This is a genomic window from Pseudomonas sp. NPDC089408 (assembly GCF_044749445.1).
In the GTDB taxonomy this organism is placed as follows: domain Bacteria; phylum Pseudomonadota; class Gammaproteobacteria; order Pseudomonadales; family Pseudomonadaceae; genus Aquipseudomonas.
The window spans coordinates 313,703-330,996 of the sequence record NZ_JBIVHY010000005.1; the positions used below are offsets into that span (position 1 = coordinate 313,703).

Sequence of the window (17,294 nt, forward strand, 5' to 3'; positions counted from 1 at the left end):
CTGCTGCGCAGCCCGATCGCGACACAAGGCCGCTCCTACAGGGGACCGCGCAAACTTGCTCTATCCCAACAACTGGCTCAACACTGCGCGCAGCTTTCCGGGTTTTACGGGTTTGTTCAGCAGCGGCGCCCCTATTTCCTGCAACGAACGCCGGCACTGGTCAGTGCGGTCGGCAGTAATGATCACGGCCGGAATGGCCGAGGCAAAATGCTCGCGCAAGTGCCGCACCACCTCGCAGCCGACCACGCCATGATCCAGGTGGAAGTCCGCCAGGATCAGCTCCGGTGCGCGCCCCTGTAACGCCCGCAAGGCACCCTCCTGGTCGGTCGCGGTGACCACCTCGCAGCCCCACTGCCCCAATAGCGCGCCCATGCTTTCGAGGATGCTCACTTCGTTGTCCAGCACCAGCAGGCGACGGCCCGGTAGCGGGTTACCGGCACTTGGCTGTGGCATGGCGTGTTGAATGGGCTGCGGCAACGCTTTGCCAAGCGGCACTTCGATGCTGAACATCGAACCGCGCCCCGGCCACGAGCGGACTTCGATCCGGTAGCCGAGAATCTTGGCGATCCGCTCGACGATGGCCAGGCCCAGGCCCACGCCCTTGCGATCCGCCGCGCGGCCAACGTCCAGCTGGTTGAACTCCAGGAAGATAGCCTGTAACCGGTCTTGCGCAATGCCCCGCCCGGTATCCCACACTTCCAGGCGCAGGTGATCGCCGCGACGCCGCGCGCCCAACAGGACTCGACCCTCGTCGGTGTAACGGCAGGCGTTGCTGAGGAAGTTGCGCAGGATCCGCGTCAGCAACCGCAGGTCAGTGCTGATCGCGTAGTCAGCAATGCGCGCGTGCAGGTTCAAGCCCGCCGCATCGGCCACCGAGCGGAACTCCGACACCAGCGGCGCAAGCAGTTCGTCCAGGTGGTACACGGCCACGTCCGGTTTGACCGCTGACTGGTCCAGGCGGGAGATGTCCAGCAGGTCGGTCAGCAAGTCCTCGGCCCCCTCCAGGGCCTGGTGAGTACGCTCCACCAACACCTGTTCGGCCTCGGGCAATCGCCGCTCGCGCAACGTCGAAATCAGCAGGCGCGCGGCGTTCAGTGGTTGCAGCAGGTCGTGGCTGGCGGCAGCGAGGTACTTGTCTTTGCTGCGGTTGGCGGCTTCGGCGGCATCACGCGCCTCAAGTAACTCATCGGTACGCGCAGCGACCCGTTGCTCGAGTTCGTCATTGAGCTGCTGCAGGCGCTGCTGGGCCTGCTTGCGCTCGGTGATATCGGCAACAAACCCCTCCACCAGCCCTTCCTGGCCGGGCTTGAGCAGCAGGTTCATCAACACATCGAGGTGGCTGCCGTCCTTGCGCCGCAGGCGGGTTTCATAACCGTTCAGGCTGTGCTCACGGGCAAGGATCGTGGTAATTGCCTGCAGCTCTTCAGCCCCCCCATCGAACAAGTGGGTGGCCAGGTCGGTCAGGGAAAACAGCAGTGCTTGCGGGTCGTCATAACCCAGCATACGCGCCAGCGCCGGGTTGGCAGCACGCATGCCGTCTTGCAGGCTGGCCTGGAAAATCCCGTGCACGGCGTTTTCGAACAGCCATTTGTAGCGGTTGCGCTCGGCCTCCAGTTCATCCAGGCGGGCAGAAAGCTCCGGGTAATGGCTTTTGCGCGCCGAGTGGTCGCCCAGCCCCAGCAGCCCGGCCAGCGCCCGTTGCTGCTCGTCAGAGGGCCTCGCCATAGACCACCTCGACATCTCGCTGGCTCGACGCGCGTGGATTGGTGAGGATGCACGGGTCGTCCATCGCATGTTGCGACAGGAACGGGATATCGGAGGTGCGTACCCCGTGCAGGCCCAGGGTTTCATGGAAGCCGATGGCATGCTTCAGGGCAATCAGGTGCTCCACCAGGCGCCCGCAGATCTGCCGGTGGTTGAGGCCACGGCAATCGATGCCGAACACTTCGGCAATCACCTTGAAACGCTCCGGTGCCGAGCTGTAGTTGAACGCCACCACATGCTCCACCAGCACCGCGTTGCACAAGCCGTGCGGCAGGTCGAGAAACCCCCCCAGGCTGTGCGACATGGCATGCACTGCGCCGAGGATAGCGTTGGAGAACGCCAGCCCCGCCTGCATGCTGCCGAGCATGATCTTTTCGCGCAGGGCAATGTCGCCAGGGTTGGCGATCATCTCCACCAGGTTGCCATTGATCAGGCGCATGGCTTCCAGCGCATGAGGGTCGGTCAACGGGCCGTGGCCGGTGGAAACGAAGGCTTCGATGGCATGCACCAGCGCATCGATGCCGGTACAGGCCGACAGGAACGGGTCCATGCTCAGGGTGGTTTGCGGGTCGATCAGCGACACATCCGGCACCACCGCCTTGCTGACGATGGAGAACTTCATGCGCTCCTGCTGGTTGGAGATGATCACGAACTGGGACACGTCCGCCGAGGTGCCGGCGGTGGTCGGGATCAGGATCAGCGGCGGGCTGGGCACGCGGATCATGTCCACGCCTTCGAATTCGAGGATGCTGCGCCCGTGGGCGACCACAATGCCGATGGCCTTGCCGCAATCCATCGGGCTCCCGCCACCGACGGCAACGATCACGTCACAGTGGTTCTGCCGGTAGATCTCGGCACCGAGCATCACCTCTTCGACCCGTGGGTTGGGTGACACGGCGCTATACAGGCAGTAATCGATGCCCTGGGCCTGCAAGCTGGCCTCGACATCGGCCACCCAGCCAGCGGCGATCACGCCGGGGTCGCTGACCACCAGCACCTTGCGCGCACCAAAGGTTTTGGCGTAATTGGCGACATTGTGCCGGCAGCCGGCACCGAAGATGATTTCAGGCGATACAAACTTGCGAAGCGGGCTGAAACTCTGGCTCATCGGGAAGCCTGTTCTTATTGTTCTGGAAGGTAACCGCCAGCGTAAAGCATCCCGCCGCGAAAGCAACCAGACCAAAGCGGCATCCGGGTTAAAGACCCGGCCACCGCAAGGGTGGCCGGACAGACATCAGCGATTGGCGAAATACATCGTCACTTCGAAGCCAATGCGCAGGTCGGCGTAGGCGGGTTTGGTCCACATAGGGCAAGTCCTCTTCTTCTGCCGGGTGATTCCGGTAGAGGCATTAATGCATGGGGGGCGGCGGGGGCGAATGCTACTTTGGAACGAATTTGCGGGGGGCGTTGGTAGGAGGCAGCGAATCACTGCGGATTTGTCTATTGCAGTGCCGGCCTCTTCGCGGGTGAACCCGCTCCCACAGGTACTGCGCAGATCTTGAAACCTGCGCAGCAACCTGTGGGAGCGGGTTTACCCGCGAAGAAGGCGACGCGGTTTAGAAGAAGCCCAACGGATTGATGTCGTAGCTCACCAGCAGGTTCTTGGTCTGCTGATAATGGTCCAGCATCATCTTGTGCGTCTCACGCCCCACGCCCGACTTCTTGTAGCCGCCAAATGCCGCATGCGCCGGGTACAGGTGGTAGCAGTTGGTCCACACGCGCCCGGCCTTGATCCCGCGGCCCATGCGGTAGGCACGGTTGATGTCGCGGGTCCACAGGCCGGCACCCAGGCCGAACTCGCTGTCGTTGGCAATCGCCAGGGCTTCGGCTTCGTCCTTGAACGTGGTCACCCCCACCACCGGGCCGAAGATTTCTTCCTGGAACACCCGCATCTGGTTGTGGCCCTTGAGCAGGGTCGGCTGGATGTAATAACCGCTGGCCAGGTCACCCTGCAGGCGCTCGGCAGCGCCGCCGGTGAGTAGCTGTGCGCCCTCCTCCCTGGCAATTTGCAGGTACGAGAGAATCTTGTCGTACTGCTGCTCCGAAGCCTGGGCACCCACCATGGTCGCGGTGTCCAGCGGGTTGCCGCGGGTGATTTTGCCGATTTTCTTCATCACCTCGGCCATGAACGGCTCGTAGATCGACTCCTGAATCAGCGCCCGGGACGGGCAGGTGCACACTTCGCCCTGGTTGAAGAACGCCAGCACCAGGCCTTCGGCAGCCTTCTCGATGAACGCCGGTTCCGCCTGCATGATGTCTTCGAAGAAGATGTTCGGCGACTTGCCGCCCAGCTCCACGGTCGACGGAATGATGTTCTCGGCCGCGCATTTCATGATGTGCGAGCCCACCGGGGTAGAACCGGTGAAGGCGATCTTGGCGATACGTTTGCTGGTCGCCAGCGCCTCGCCGGCCTCACGGCCGAAGCCCTGGACGATGTTCAGCACACCCGCCGGCAACAGGTCGGCGATCAGTTCGGCAAACACGGTGATCGACAGCGGCGTCTGCTCCGCCGGTTTGAGCACCACGCAGTTGCCGGCGGCCAGAGCCGGGGCCAGCTTCCAGGCCGCCATCAGCAACGGGAAGTTCCACGGAATGATCTGCCCCACCACGCCCAGGGGTTCATGGATGTGATAGGCCACGGTGCCTTCGTTGATTTCGGCGGCACCGCCTTCCTGCGCGCGGATGCACCCGGCAAAGTAGCGGAAGTGGTCCGCCGCCAGCGGCACGTCGGCATTCAGGGTCTCGCGCACGGCCTTGCCGTTGTCCCAGCTTTCGGTAACCGCCAGCACTTCCAGGTTCTGCTCGATGCGGTCGGCAATTTTCAGCAGTGCCAGGGCACGGTCCTGCACCGAAGTCTTGCCCCAGGCATCGGCGGCGGCATGCGCGGCGTCCAGTGCACGTTCGATGTCCTGGGCGGTGGAACGGGGGAATTCGGCAATTGGCTGGCCATTGACCGGCGAGCTGTTGGTGAAGTATTGGCCAGCCAGGGGCGCCACGAATTTGCCATTGATGAAGTTGCCATAACGTGGCTTGAAGGACACGACGGCGCCTGGAGTTCCGGGTTGTGCGTAGATCATGCTGAGCCTCTGCGGGTCGATGCCTGTCCGGCGACAGGCGATGGACCGATGGTAAAAAGCCCCGCCTGCCGGGCGAATGCATCGTTGGCAGCGGGGCTCTCGTCATTTGGTAGTAGGGCCGCTTACCGCCAGGGCACCGGCAGCAGGCGGCAGGGTTGCGTTACGGCTGGGTGCTTGCGGTTTGCTGCAGCTGCTTGGGCAGCTTGAAGGTCCAGAGCATGCCGCCCTGGTTGAAGTCCTTGACCCGCTTGGCCACTTCACCGCCCCACAGTGGTACCGCGCCGCCCCAGCCGGAAACCACCGAAACGTATTGCTCGCCGTCCATTTCCCAGGTAACGGGCGAGCCAAGCACGCCGGAGCCGGTCTGGAACTCCCAGACCTTGTCGCCAGTCTTGGCGTTGAACGCCTGCAAGTAGCCTTCCGGGGTGCCGGTGAACACCAGGTTGCCCTTGGTGGTCAGCACCCCACCCCACAGTGGCGCGTAGTTCTTGTGGCGCCACACTTCCTTGCCGCTGATCGGGTCGATGGCGCGCAGTACACCGATGTAGTCTTCGTTGAGTGGCTTGATGGTGAAACCGGCACCCAGGAACGCCGCGCCCTTCTTGTAGGCAATGCCTTCGTTCCAGATGTCCATGCCCCACTCGTTGGACGGCACGTAGAACAACCCGGTGTCCTTGTTGTAGGCCATCGGCATCCAGTTCTTGGCACCGAGGAAGGCTGGCGCGACGAACACCGAGCTGCCCTTGGCTTCGCTACCCGGGGCGCCCGGGCGGCTGGCTTCGTTGTAGATCGGCCGGCCATCCTTGTCCAGGCCGGTGGCCCAGGTGATCTTGTCGACGAAGGGGAAGCCACGGATGAACTTGCCGTTGGTGCGGTCAAGCACATAGAAGAAGCCGTTGCGGTCAGCGGTGGCGGCCGCTTTGACCTCTTTGCCGCCGTCCTTGTAGTTGAACGAGATCAGCTCGTTGACGCCGTCGAAGTCCCAGCCGTCATGCGGCGTACTCTGGAAGTGCCACTTGATGGTGCCGTCGTCCGGGTTCAGCGCCAGGCGCGACGAGGAATACAGGTTGTCACCCGGGCGCAGGTGCGAGTTCCATGGCGCCGGGTTCCCGGTGCCGAACAGGATCAGGTTGGTTTCCGGGTCGTAGTAGCCGCCCAGCCACGGCGCGGCACCGCCGGTCTTCCACAGGTCGCCGGGCCAGGTCTTGCCGGCTTCGCCACCGGATATGCCGTTTTCGATGGCCTTGCCGTCCTTGTACACATAGCCCATGTGCCCTTCGACGGTGGGGCGCATCCACAGCAGCTCGCCGTTTTCCGGGTTATAGGCCTGGATCTTGCCCACCACGCCAAATTCGCCGCCGGCGACACCGGTAATCAGCTTGCCGTTGACGATCATTGGCGCAGCGCTGATCGAGTAGCCTTCCTTGTGGTCGGCGACTTTCTTGCTCCACACCACCTTGCCGGTGTCCTTGTTCAGTGCCACCAACTTGGCGTCGAGGGTGCCGAAGAACACCAGGTCGCCGTACAGCGCCACGCCACGGTTGATCACGTCGCAGCACGGGCGGATGTCGTCGGGCAGGCGGGCATCGTACTGCCACAGCTTCTTGCCGGTGCGCGCGTCCACGGCAAACACCCGCGAGTAGGAGCCGGTCAGGTACATTACCCCGTCCTTGATCAGCGGCTGTGCCTGCTGGCCGCGCTGTTTTTCGCCGCCGAAGGAAAACGCCCAGACCGGGCGCAGTTCCTTGACGTTGTTGCTGTTGAGCATGTCCAGCGGGCTGTAGCGCTGGCCCTGCACGCCCAGGCCGTTGGTCACGATCTGCTGCGGGTTCTTCGGGTCCTGAAGGATTTCGTCATTGCTGACGGCGGCGTGGGCCGCGCCGGCAAGCAGCATGGCGCTGAGCACCAGGCTCACAGCGAACGCGGGACGACGTGGAGATCGGGTCATGTCGGCTACCTTTGGTTTTTTTGTTGTGTCCGGGAAAATTTCCCGGTGTGCCGAGAATTCTTGGTCGCGGCCTGCTCGCCAACAATTGCCAGGAGTGCGGAGTTTTCTAGTTCCTTGGTATCGGCTGGGGACATGGGCTGGTGCGGAAATCGAGCGCCGCCCGCGCGGCGCTTCGCGGCACAAGGCCGCTCCCACATCTATTTCGGGCCAATTATTCCTGTGCCTTTGGCGCGCGCACCCTGGGTGCATGGCTGGAGATTGATGAAGAGAAGTGGCGCAGCCGATATCGAATGGAACAAACAAGGCGGCCAGCGGTGAACTCACAGGAGTGATTGGCCCGAAACAGACTGTGGGAGCGGGCTTGCCCCGCGAAGCGCCGCGCGGGCGGCGCTCGATCTCGCAGGCACAGAAAGTCTCACGGCAAGCGCTGAAGTTGCTGGCGTTCGTAACGGGGATACAAGTGGCTGACACTGCGAATCAGCTCATACCGGGTCAGGCTGATACCGGCAAACCGCTCGGGGATCGGGCTGCGGATCATCTCGGCCATGTCGTCGCCACGCGCGGCGCCCTGACGCATCAGGGCATCCAGCCAGCCCAGGTAGTCGCGCATCTGCACAAATGGCTGCGCATCGCTGGCCACCGGGCCATGCCCGGGCACCAGCTGCTTCCACGGCAGCGCCTGCAAGGTGTCGAGGTCGTTGAGCCAAACGTCCAGCCCGGGGCTGTTGGGCGTGGTCAGGGCACGTTGGTAGAAGACCAGGTCGCCCGCGAACAGTACGCCTGTCTTTTCGTCGAAAATCGCCAGGTCGGCACCGGTATGCCCGCCCAGCCCCAGCAAGCGCAGCCGGTGCCCGCCTACCTCAGTCACACCTGGCTCCACCACCCGGGTCGGTAGTACCACCTCGGTGCCGCGCATCCAGTCGCCAACCAGGCGGTACATGTTCTCGGCCATGGCATCGCCCTGTTGGCGCAGCAGCTCAGCGGTACCGGCCAAGGCACCAATGGGCACATCGGCGAAAGCCTGGTTGCCCAGCACATGGTCCGGGTGATGATGGGTCAGCAGCACTTCCAGCACCGGCTTGTCGGTTATGGCGGCAATGGCCTGGCGCAACGCCTCGCCATAACGCTTCGACGGCCCGCTGTCGATCACCACCACGCCGCTGTCGGTCACGATGAACGCGGTGTTGACCACATTGCCGCCATTGGCCTTGGCAAAATTGTCGGTACTGCCTTCCAGCAACCAGGTGCCCTCGGCGATCTGCCTGGGCGCGAGCCGGTATTCCAGATCGGCCTGGGCCGGCAGCCCCAGGCACAGCAGCAATAGCAGTATCCAACGCATGTAAGCGCTCCGGTCAGGGGTTTGGTCAGGCTGCACGCTCAGGGCAACGCCGCCTCGAACTGGTTGCCGCTGTTGTCCTGCAACAGCAGCCGGGTCGGCCCGGCGCCCTGGATATCAAAGCCCAGGTTGGGGTTTTCGCTAACGGCCGGGTATAGCTCAAGGCTGGCCAGGCGCTGGCCGTCGGCGCCTTGCAGTTCGGCATGGTTGAGGAAGAATTCGGGAATGCCGCTGACCAGGCCGTTGTCCATCGGGTGGGCTACTTGCAGGCGCAAACGGCTACTGTCGCCACGCGGGTAGCGCCCACCCAGGACCTCGCCAAGGTGCTCTTCCCAGCCAGGCTGGGTGCGCACCACGCTGGGGGCGGTACAGCCGCCACCGGCGGCATCGATCAAGGTCGAACCAACATGCCACAGGCCGTCGCGGGTAAGCACGGCCGCACGCAGGGGCGTGGCCTGTTCAATGCGGATGCGGATCGACAGCCAGGGCAGCACGCGCTCGCCGGGCTGGAAGTCGACAATGCGTGGCAGCGGGTTGAGTTCGGCCCAGGCGATGATACGCACCACCTCGCCGGTGAATGCCCGGGCATCGATCTCCAGCGGCACCTGGCGGGCATCCTCGGCAAACGGCGGCGCCAGCAGCTTGACCCGGTCATCGAAGACGAAGGGTGCCTGGCCCAGCAGTTGCTTGTGGTAGAAGTCCCACATAACCGAGGGTACCGGGTCGTTGTTGGCAGTTGGCGCGCTGGCCAAGGCCTGGGCGGCCCAGGGTAGCCAGCAGGCCAGCAAGACAGTTGCTCTCAGTTTCATGATCCGCTCCCATGGATCAACAAATGGCTTTCAGCCTTGCCTGGCCCCCTGTAGGAGCGGCTTTAGCCGCGAACACCGGCTATGCCGGTGCGATACACCGTGTCGCATTCTTCGCGGGTGAATCCGCTCCCACAGGGAGTTGTGTCGCCCATTTGATATCAAGGCCTGCTGGATCAGCTATTGATACATTTCCGGGGTTTGATAGCGCAGTCCGTAACGGCTATAGATCGCCTTCAACCGCCCATCCCGTATCAACCCCTCCAGCGCCTCTTCCACGGCATACGCCAGCTGCCGGTTGCTTTCATGCACCGCCATGCCGATCTCCCAGGCTTGCTTGCCAAGGTTCGGGTAGGCGTTTTCCGCCAGGGCCCATTGCGGGTCGGCGGCCTGGTGCAGTTGCCAGTCGACTTCGCCGCGCATGGCCATCACCGCGTCCACCTGGCCAGCCTGCATGGCCGCAAACGCCTGCTGCACGCTGGGGTAATGGTGGGCCCTGGCGCTGAGCATGCCGTTGAACACCGAGGTCAGGTAGAACGATGGCACGCTGTCCACCTCGACGCCGATCGGGTGCTGCTGGAACACCGCGACACTGGCCACCGAGGCCAGCCGGCGACGGTCATAGGCCACTTGCCAGCGCTCTTCCTGATAGGGGCCGAACATCACCACCTGGGCGTTTTCCAGTTCACCCAGCTCGTTGCGCTTCTGTGCGTAATCGTGGTCGTACGGCACCCGCATCATCAGGTCGGCCAACTGCTGATGGCGCAGCGGGCTACCGCGCCAGATGTAGTCACGCAGGTCGTCGTCGAGCTTTTCCCCGGGCGGCGCCCAGATCAGTTGCAGGCGCACGCCCATGGCCTCGGCCAACGCCTGCGCCAGTTCCACATCGACGCCACGCGGCTGGCCGTGGTCCTGGAAACTGTAAGGCGCAAAATCCTTGTACACCGCCACCTTCAGCTCGCCGGCGGCGATGATCGCGTCGTAGTTGCGCACCTGCGCCTGGGCTGCTGCGCAGCACAGCAGCAGGCTACTCAACAGCACCGCCCACAGACGCATGGCCGTTACTCCTCGACGTGGACGCTGTCCAGATAGGTGCGTACCGCCCACAGGGCTTCCTGGCTCAGGTAGTCGGCCATTTTCGGCATGTACACGCGGCCGTCACGCACCGCGCCGTGACGCACGCGCTCGACGAACCATTCATCGCCAGCGTCGCCTTCATCGAGCATGCGCAAGTCGGGGGCAATGCCGCCCGACTTGGCTTCCAGGCCGTGGCAGGCCGCGCAATTCTGGTTGTAGGCCGAGGCGCCGATTTCCACCGCCTTGTCGTGTTCAGGTGAACTGCGGTAAGGGTTGACCGCCGCCCAGCCGTCAGCGTCCAGGCTCACGCCAGCGTCCTTGATCGGGGTCAGGCCCTTGGTCTCCACAGCCTGCGGGACCACGTTGCCATGGGCCCAGGCCGTACCGGTCAACACCGCCCCGGCCAGCAGACCTGCAGCAAGCAACACATTGCGTTTTTTTGTCATTGTTATGCCCTCACCATTGCACGCAGAGCCTCAACCACAGAGGCCGTGCCGCCATCTTAAAAACACCCCGCAGGCGGCCGAATGCTGCTTTGGTGGCCGGGCCTTACTCCCTTGGTAGTAGGGCTTGTGGCGAAGGGCCAAATGAGGTGCCGGCCGGGAACTCTTCCCGGCAAGGGCGGGACTTTTTCCGTATCCCGCAACTGTCGCTGCAGCCCACCCTGTGCAGGCCAAAACCTCCACTGGGAACTGCAACCATGACAATAAGATCGCTACCCGCCCTTTCCCCTCTGGCCCTGAGCGTGCGCGTGCTGCTGATGGCCGGTAGCCTGGCCCTGGGCAGCGTGGCAACAGCGGCCACCCCCCCTGCGGCACCTGCCGGCAAGAACGTCACCTGGGAAGACATCGCCAACGATCACCTCACCACCCACGACGTGCTGCAGTACGGCATGGGCACCAATGCTCAGCGCTGGAGCCCGTTGGCCCAGGTCAATGACCAGAACGTGTTCAAGCTGACGCCGGCCTGGTCCTACTCGTTTGGCGACGAGAAGCAGCGCGGCCAGGAATCCCAGGCCATCGTCAGCGATGGCGTGGTCTATGTCACCGGCTCGTACTCGCGGGTATTCGCCCTCGATGCCAAAACCGGCAAGCGCCTGTGGACCTACAACCACCGCCTGCCCGACAACATTCGCCCGTGCTGTGATGTGGTCAACCGTGGCGCGGCCATCTATGGCGACAAGATCTACTTCGGCACCCTCGATGCGCGGCTCATCGCCCTCGACAAGCACACCGGCAAGGTAGTGTGGAACAAGAAGTTCGGCGACCACAGCGCCGGCTACACCATGACCGGCGCGCCCGTGCTGATCAAGGACAAGACCAGTGGCAAGGTGTTGCTGATTCACGGCAGCTCCGGGGATGAGTTCGGCGTGGTCGGCCAGCTGTTCGCGCGCGACCCGGACACCGGCGAAGAAGTGTGGATGCGGCCCTTTGTCGAAGGCCACATGGGCCGCCTCAACGGCAAGGACAGCAGCCCGACCGGCGACGTAAAGGCCCCCTCCTGGCCGGATGACCCGACCACCGAAACCGGTAAGGTCGAAGCCTGGAGCCACGGCGGAGGCGCCCCATGGCAGAGCGCCAGCTTTGACCCCGAGACCAACACCATCATTGTCGGTGCGGGCAACCCGGGCCCGTGGAACACCTGGGCGCGCACCTCGAAAGACGGCAACCCGCATGACTTCGACAGCCTGTACACCTCTGGCCAGGTCGGCGTCGACCCGAGTACCGGCGAAGTCAAATGGTTCTACCAGCACACCCCCAACGATGCCTGGGACTTCTCTGGCAACAACGAGCTGGTGCTGTTCGACTACAAGGACAAGGACGGCAAGGTGGTCAAGGCCACCGGCCACGCCGACCGCAACGGCTTCTTCTACGTGGTCGACCGCAACAACGGCAAGTTGCAGAACGCCTTCCCCTTTGTCGACAACATCACCTGGGCCAGCCATATCGACCTGAAGACCGGGCGCCCGGTGGAAAACCCTGGCCAGCGCCCGGCCAAGCCGCTACCGGGTGAAACCAAGGGCAAGCCGGTCGAGGTGTCGCCGCCGTTCCTCGGGGGCAAGAACTGGAACCCCATGGCCTACAGCCAGGACACCGGCCTGTTCTATATCCCTGGCAACCAGTGGAAGGAGGAGTACTGGACCGAGGAAGTGAACTACAAGAAAGGCTCGGCGTACCTGGGCATGGGCTTCCGCATCAAGCGCATGTACGACGACCACGTCGGCACCCTGCGCGCCATGAACCCGTCCACCGGCAAACTGGTGTGGGAACACAAGGAGCACCTGCCGTTGTGGGCTGGCGTGCTGGCAACCAAGGGCAACCTGGTGTTTACCGGCACCGGCGATGGTTTCTTCAAGGCCTTCGACGCCAAGACGGGCAAGGAGCTGTGGAAGTTCCAGACCGGCAGCGGCATCGTCTCGCCGCCGATAACCTGGGAACAGGACGGCGAGCAGTACATCGGCGTGACGGTCGGCTACGGCGGCGCGGTGCCGCTGTGGGGTGGCGACATGGCCGAGCTGACCAAGCCGGTGGCCCAGGGTGGCTCGTTCTGGGTGTTCAAGATCCCGAGCTGGGACAACAAGACCGCACAGCGGTGACCTGCAGCGGGGAGCGGCCTGTGCCCCTCCCCGTTTTGCCCTTTTCCTGTCGAGAGCCTTTCGCGATGAACTACCTGCCCTTCGCCCTGTTGTTGGTACTCACCCCGGCCCTGGCGGCAACTACTGATGAAGATGGCAACGATACACCCCTGGCCATCAATGGCTGCATCATTGCCGAAGCCAGCCAGTGCCCGGGCGCCAACCTGCGCGGTGCCAACCTGGCCAACCAGGACCTGCGCAAGATGAACCTGGCCGGCGCCGACCTGCGCGATGCCGACCTGCGTCACGCCCAGCTGGACTTGGCCAACCTGGAGAAAGCCCGCCTGCAAGGCGCCAACCTGACCCGCGCCAGCCTGCAGCAAAGCAACCTGCGTCTGGCCGACCTGAGCCGTAGCCGCCTGGTGGCCATTCAGGGCTGGGGCTTGTTCGCCCAGGGAGCGCAGTTCGAGAAAGCCGACCTCAGCGCGGCCTACCTGCAGTTCGCCCGGTTGCCCGGGGCCAAGCTGCAGCAGGCCAACCTGCAGGCGGCGGACCTGGAAATGGCCTGGCTGAGCAAGGCCGACCTGCAAGGGGCCAACCTGGGCGATGCCAACCTGCAGGAGGCCAAGTTCGGCCAGAGCAACCTGGCACGCGCTGACTTGCGTGGGGCGCGACAGCACTATGGGAATTTTCAGGAGGCCAACATGGAGGGGTGCACGGGCTGCCCTGAAACCTGGGACAAATGAACCCATCGCTGTCCAAGCCGCTCATTTCCCCTGTGCGTGAATTTGAGCAAGCCCGTTCTGCCCACATAACCCGCACAGGTTGCAATTACAGGGCTCGCAGGCCCAACGCCTCGACCGCCCCGCAGGCAATGGCCATGCCCACCAGCTCTGCCAGGCTGGTGGCCTGCAGCCGCTTCATCACCCGCCCGCGGTACAGGTCGACGGTTTTCACGCTGATACCCAGCTGCTCGGCAATCTCGCGGTTGCTCAAGCCCTGGGCCAACGGCACGAACACATCCCGCTCACGCGGCGTCAGGCCGTCGATACGCGCCTGTACCCGTGCCTGCGCCTGGTCACCCTGCCTGGCCCGCCCGGCGTGTTCCAGTGCTGCCTGCACGCTGTCGAGCAGCAACTGGTCGTTGTAGGGCTTTTCGATAAAGTCGCAGGCACCGGCCTTGAACGCCCGCACCACGATCGGCACATCGGCATGGCCGCTGACAAAGATCACCGGCAGCGTCAGGCCGCGCTCGCGCATCGCCTGCTGCACTGCCAACCCGCCCAGCCCCGGCATGCGCACATCCAATAGCACACAGGCAGGCCCGTCATCGACACAGGCATCGAGAAATGCTTGCCCGGTGGCAAACGGCAGGGCCTGCAAGCCCACCGACTGCAGCAGCCAGACCGTCGAGTCGCGCATCCCCTGGTCGTCATCGACCACATACACTTTCGCTTGCACCGCAGCTTCCCCTTATCCCCTGCTGACCGCCAACCGGCAGCACAGTACCAGACCGCCGTCATCCCCCGCCCGTGCCCACAGGCTGCCACCAAAACCTTCGATCAGGCTGCGGCTCATGCTCAAGCCCAGGCCCAGGCCGTCGGCCTTGCTGGTGGTGAACGGCGTGAATATTTCATCCAGGCGCTCGGGCGCCACGCCCGGCCCCTGGTCGGCCACCTCGACCAGCACGCCGTCGCCCTCGCGTGCGGCGCCGAGCAGGATACGTGACGGCCGCTCGCCATGCTGCTCGCGGTTGGCATCGATGGCGTTACGCAGCAAGTTGAGCAGTACCTGCTCCAGCAACACCCGGTCGGCATACACCCAAGGCAGTTGCGCGCTCATGCGCAACTCGACCTGCACCTGGTCACGCGCAGCCTCCCAGGCGCACAGGCGCATGGCTTCGCCGGCCACTTCAGCCACGTCCAGCGCCTGCAGGCGGCGTGGCCCCTTGCGCAGGAAGGCGCGCAGACGGCGGATCACTTCGGCGGCATGGGTGGCCTGCTCGCTGATGCGCTGCAGGCCCTGGCCAACCCGCTCGCGGGCCTGTGGGTCGCGCGCCAGGCTGTGCAGGTAGCGCTGGCTGGCGTTGGCATAGTTGACCACGGCTGCCAATGGCTGGTTGATTTCATGGGCAATGCCCGAGGCCAGTTCGCCCAAGGTGGCCAGGCGGGCGCTGTGGGCCAAACTTTCCTGGGCTTCGATGCGCAAGGTGATGTCGCGGGACACGCTGACCACCTCCACCACCGCGCCAGTGTAGGTCTCGCGGATCGCCCGGCTGGCGATCTCGAACCAGCGGTAGCCGCCAGTGGCCTGGCGTACCCGGCAGGTCATGGTGTGGTAGCCATCCTGGTCCAGTGCCGCGGCCGCCTGGCGCAGTACCTGGCGCCGCTCGCGCGGGTGCAGCAGGCTGTACACCGGCATGCCACGCAATTGCTCGGGCCATAGCCCCAACAGGCGGTAGGCGGCCGGTGAAGCATCGAGAAAGCGGCCATCGGGGCTGTGCCGCGAGATCAGGTCGGTGGTGTTTTCGATGATCAGCCGGTACAGGCGCCGGGCGCGGCTGGCCTCGCGTGCACCTCGGCGCTCTTCGCTGGCGTCACGGCAGCGACCCACAACCTGCTGGCCGTGGTCGTCCGGCACGAAGGTCCACAACACGATGCGCTCGCCGACCTGTACTTCGACATCGCTGATCGCCCGCTGCTGGCGCAGGCAGGCACGTACCAGCGCTGCGCAGTTGGCGGGCAGCCAGGCGGCCAGCGTCGGCCCCTCGGCGACCCAGGCCTGCAACGCCGGGTTCAGGGCCAGCGGGCGGGCATCGTTGGCCAGCAGCAGGCTGGGTTGTGGGTCCCTGGCGAGCAAGGGGGAAACAGTCTTGTCCACGGCAGGCGGCCCTTCTTATAGTAGTTTTACTATATTGCTATAGTCGATATTCCTACTAATATAGCGAATCGCGTAAAACTGCGACAGAGGGAGCGGCCCACCGTCCGCCTCTCTGCACCCTGAACAGAGCTAACAATCAGCCATCGGGGGCCAGGCAGCACAGGTTGCGCCTGCCTCCCCTACAGGATTACCGCATGTCGATCTATGCCCAGGGCCTGATGCCCGCTGCCGTCAACCATGTCGCCCTTACCCCGCTGAGCTTCATCGAACGCACCGCTGCCGTGTACGGCAACTACCCGGCGGTCATCCACGGCGCCATCCGCCGCAACTGGCAGCATACCTACCAACGCTGCCGACGCCTGGCCAGCGCCTTGGTTGGCCGCGGCATTGGCCGTGGCGACACCGTGGCAGTGATGCTGCCAAACACCCCGGCCATGCTCGAAGCCCACTTCGGCGTGCCCATGACCGGCGCTGTGCTCAATACCCTTAACGTACGCCTGGACGCCGAGGCCATTGCCTTCATGCTGCAGCATGGCGAGGCCAAGGTGCTGATCACCGACCGCGAGTTCCACGCGGTGGTCGAGGCCGCCCTGGCGCTGCTCGAACACCCGCCGCTGGTGGTCGATGTGGATGACCCGGAGTACGGCGAAGGCCGTGCGGTCAGCGAACTGGACTACGAGGCCCTGCTTGCCGAAGGCGACCCGGACTTTGCCTGGGAATGGCCGGATGACGAGTGGCAGGCAATTTCGCTGAACTACACCTCCGGCACCACCGGCAACCCCAAGGGCGTGGTCTACCACCACCGTGGCGCCTACCTGAACGCCTTGGGCAACCAGATCACCTGGGCCATGGGCCACCGCCCGGTGTACCTGTGGACCTTGCCGATGTTCCACTGCAACGGCTGGTGCTACCCCTGGACCATCACCGCGTTGGCCGGCACCCATGTGTTCCTGCGGCGGGTCGACCCGCAGAAAATCCTGACCCTGATCCGCGAACACCGGGTTAGCCACCTGTGCGGCGCGCCGATCGTGCTCAACGCCCTGGTCAACATGCCCGAGGCAGCCAAGGCGGCCATCGAGCACCCGGTACAGGCCATGGTCGCCGGCGCCGCGCCACCGGCCAAGGTGATTGGCGCCGTCGAGGAAATGGGCATCAAGGTTACCCATACCTATGGCCTGACCGAAGTCTACGGCCCGGTGACCGTGTGCGCCTGGCACGATGAATGGGACGAGCTGACGCTGGAAGAGCGCGCGCGGATCAAGTCGCGCCAGGGTGTGCGCTACCCGACCCTGGACGGCCTGATGGTCGCCGACCCGCAAACCCTCGAGCCGGTGCCACGCGATGGTAATACCCTGGGCGAGATCTTCATGCGCGGCAACACGGTGATGAAGGGCTACCTGAAAAACCCCGAAGCCACCGCCGAAGCCTTCCGTGGCGGCTGGTTCCACACCGGCGACCTGGCGGTGTGGCATGCCGACGGTTATGTCGAGATCAAGGACCGGCTCAAGGACATCATCATTTCCGGTGGCGAGAACATTTCCACCATCGAGGTCGAGGACGCCCTGTACAAGCACCCGGCAGTGCTTGAAGCCGCCGTGGTGGCACGCCCGGATGAGAAATGGGGGGAAACGCCGTGCGCCTTCATTGCCCTGAAATCGGGGCGTGAAGACACCCGCGAGGCCGACATCACCGGGTGGTGTCGCGAACACCTGGCCGGGTTCAAGGTGCCCAAGACCGTGGTGTTCGGCGAGCTGCCCAAGACCTCGACCGGCAAGATCCAGAAGTACGTGTTGCGCGATCGGGCCAAAGCCCTCTGATCCTGTAGCGGCCC

At 64.2% G+C, this 17,294-nt stretch carries 14 protein-coding genes; 3 read left to right on the forward strand and 11 right to left on the reverse strand.

The window, feature by feature from the left end:
* Nucleotides 1-60: 60 nt before the first annotated feature.
* From ACIP02_RS11450 to pedF, 9 genes are all read right to left on the reverse strand, one after another.
* On the reverse strand, nt 61-1,725 hold the full coding sequence (locus ACIP02_RS11450) for a NahK/ErcS family hybrid sensor histidine kinase/response regulator (RefSeq protein WP_400616345.1): 1,665 nt from the start codon (nt 1,723-1,725) through the stop codon (nt 61-63).
* Complete coding sequence (gene ercA, locus ACIP02_RS11455; protein WP_400616347.1) at nt 1,709-2,872, reverse strand: alcohol dehydrogenase-like regulatory protein ErcA; 1,164 nt, start codon at nt 2,870-2,872, stop codon at nt 1,709-1,711. The genes ACIP02_RS11450 and ercA overlap by 17 nt, the downstream gene beginning before the upstream one ends.
* Nucleotides 2,873-2,998: 126 nt before the next feature.
* Nucleotides 2,999-3,070, reverse strand: coding sequence for a pyrroloquinoline quinone precursor peptide PqqA (gene pqqA, locus ACIP02_RS11460; protein ID WP_400616459.1), 72 nt, complete (start codon nt 3,068-3,070; stop codon nt 2,999-3,001).
* A gap of 250 nt (nt 3,071-3,320) precedes the next feature.
* On the reverse strand, nt 3,321-4,841 hold the full coding sequence (locus tag ACIP02_RS11465) for an aldehyde dehydrogenase family protein (RefSeq protein ID WP_400616350.1): 1,521 nt from the start codon (nt 4,839-4,841) through the stop codon (nt 3,321-3,323).
* A 160-nt stretch (nt 4,842-5,001) separates the two neighbouring features.
* A complete protein-coding gene (gene pedH, locus ACIP02_RS11470) occupies nt 5,002-6,789 on the reverse strand; it encodes a PQQ-dependent alcohol dehydrogenase PedH (protein ID WP_400616352.1) in 1,788 nt (595 codons plus the stop codon).
* Between the two features lie 415 nt (nt 6,790-7,204).
* The gene (locus ACIP02_RS11475; RefSeq protein WP_400616354.1) at nt 7,205-8,128 is read right to left on the reverse strand and encodes a quinoprotein relay system zinc metallohydrolase 1; all 924 of its coding nucleotides are present in this window, start codon (nt 8,126-8,128) and stop codon (nt 7,205-7,207) included.
* Between the two features lie 38 nt (nt 8,129-8,166).
* Complete coding sequence (locus ACIP02_RS11480; RefSeq protein ID WP_400616356.1) at nt 8,167-8,934, reverse strand: quinoprotein dehydrogenase-associated SoxYZ-like carrier; 768 nt, start codon at nt 8,932-8,934, stop codon at nt 8,167-8,169.
* Between the two features lie 177 nt (nt 8,935-9,111).
* Nucleotides 9,112-9,987, reverse strand: coding sequence for a substrate-binding periplasmic protein (locus ACIP02_RS11485; RefSeq protein ID WP_400616358.1), 876 nt, complete (start codon nt 9,985-9,987; stop codon nt 9,112-9,114).
* A 5-nt stretch (nt 9,988-9,992) separates the two neighbouring features.
* Nucleotides 9,993-10,454: a cytochrome c-550 PedF gene (gene pedF, locus ACIP02_RS11490; protein WP_400616361.1), complete on the reverse strand. Its 462-nt coding sequence runs from the start codon at nt 10,452-10,454 to the stop codon at nt 9,993-9,995.
* A 254-nt stretch (nt 10,455-10,708) separates the two neighbouring features.
* Between pedF and exaA the strand changes: the two genes are divergently transcribed.
* Both exaA and ACIP02_RS11500 read left to right on the forward strand, forming a co-directional pair.
* On the forward strand, nt 10,709-12,604 hold the full coding sequence (exaA, locus tag ACIP02_RS11495) for a quinoprotein ethanol dehydrogenase (protein WP_400616363.1): 1,896 nt from the start codon (nt 10,709-10,711) through the stop codon (nt 12,602-12,604).
* A 65-nt stretch (nt 12,605-12,669) separates the two neighbouring features.
* Nucleotides 12,670-13,329 carry a pentapeptide repeat-containing protein gene (locus ACIP02_RS11500; protein WP_400616365.1) on the forward strand — a complete coding sequence of 220 codons (660 nt, stop codon included), beginning with the start codon at nt 12,670-12,672 and terminating at the stop codon, nt 13,327-13,329.
* A gap of 85 nt (nt 13,330-13,414) precedes the next feature.
* Here the strand turns inward: ACIP02_RS11500 and ACIP02_RS11505 are convergent, their stop codons facing one another.
* Together ACIP02_RS11505 and ACIP02_RS11510 are read right to left on the reverse strand one after the other, a co-directional pair.
* Nucleotides 13,415-14,044, reverse strand: a complete 630-nt coding sequence (locus ACIP02_RS11505; RefSeq protein WP_400616367.1) for a response regulator transcription factor — start codon at nt 14,042-14,044, stop codon at nt 13,415-13,417.
* Between the two features lie 12 nt (nt 14,045-14,056).
* Entirely contained in the window at nt 14,057-15,463 is a 1,407-nt protein-coding gene (locus tag ACIP02_RS11510) for a sensor histidine kinase (RefSeq protein WP_400616370.1), read from the reverse strand.
* 194 nt (nt 15,464-15,657) lie between these two features.
* Between ACIP02_RS11510 and ACIP02_RS11515 the strand changes: the two genes are divergently transcribed.
* The gene (locus ACIP02_RS11515) at nt 15,658-17,280 is read left to right on the forward strand and encodes an acyl-CoA synthetase (RefSeq protein WP_400616373.1); all 1,623 of its coding nucleotides are present in this window, start codon (nt 15,658-15,660) and stop codon (nt 17,278-17,280) included.
* The last annotated feature ends 14 nt before the right edge of the window (nt 17,281-17,294 follow it).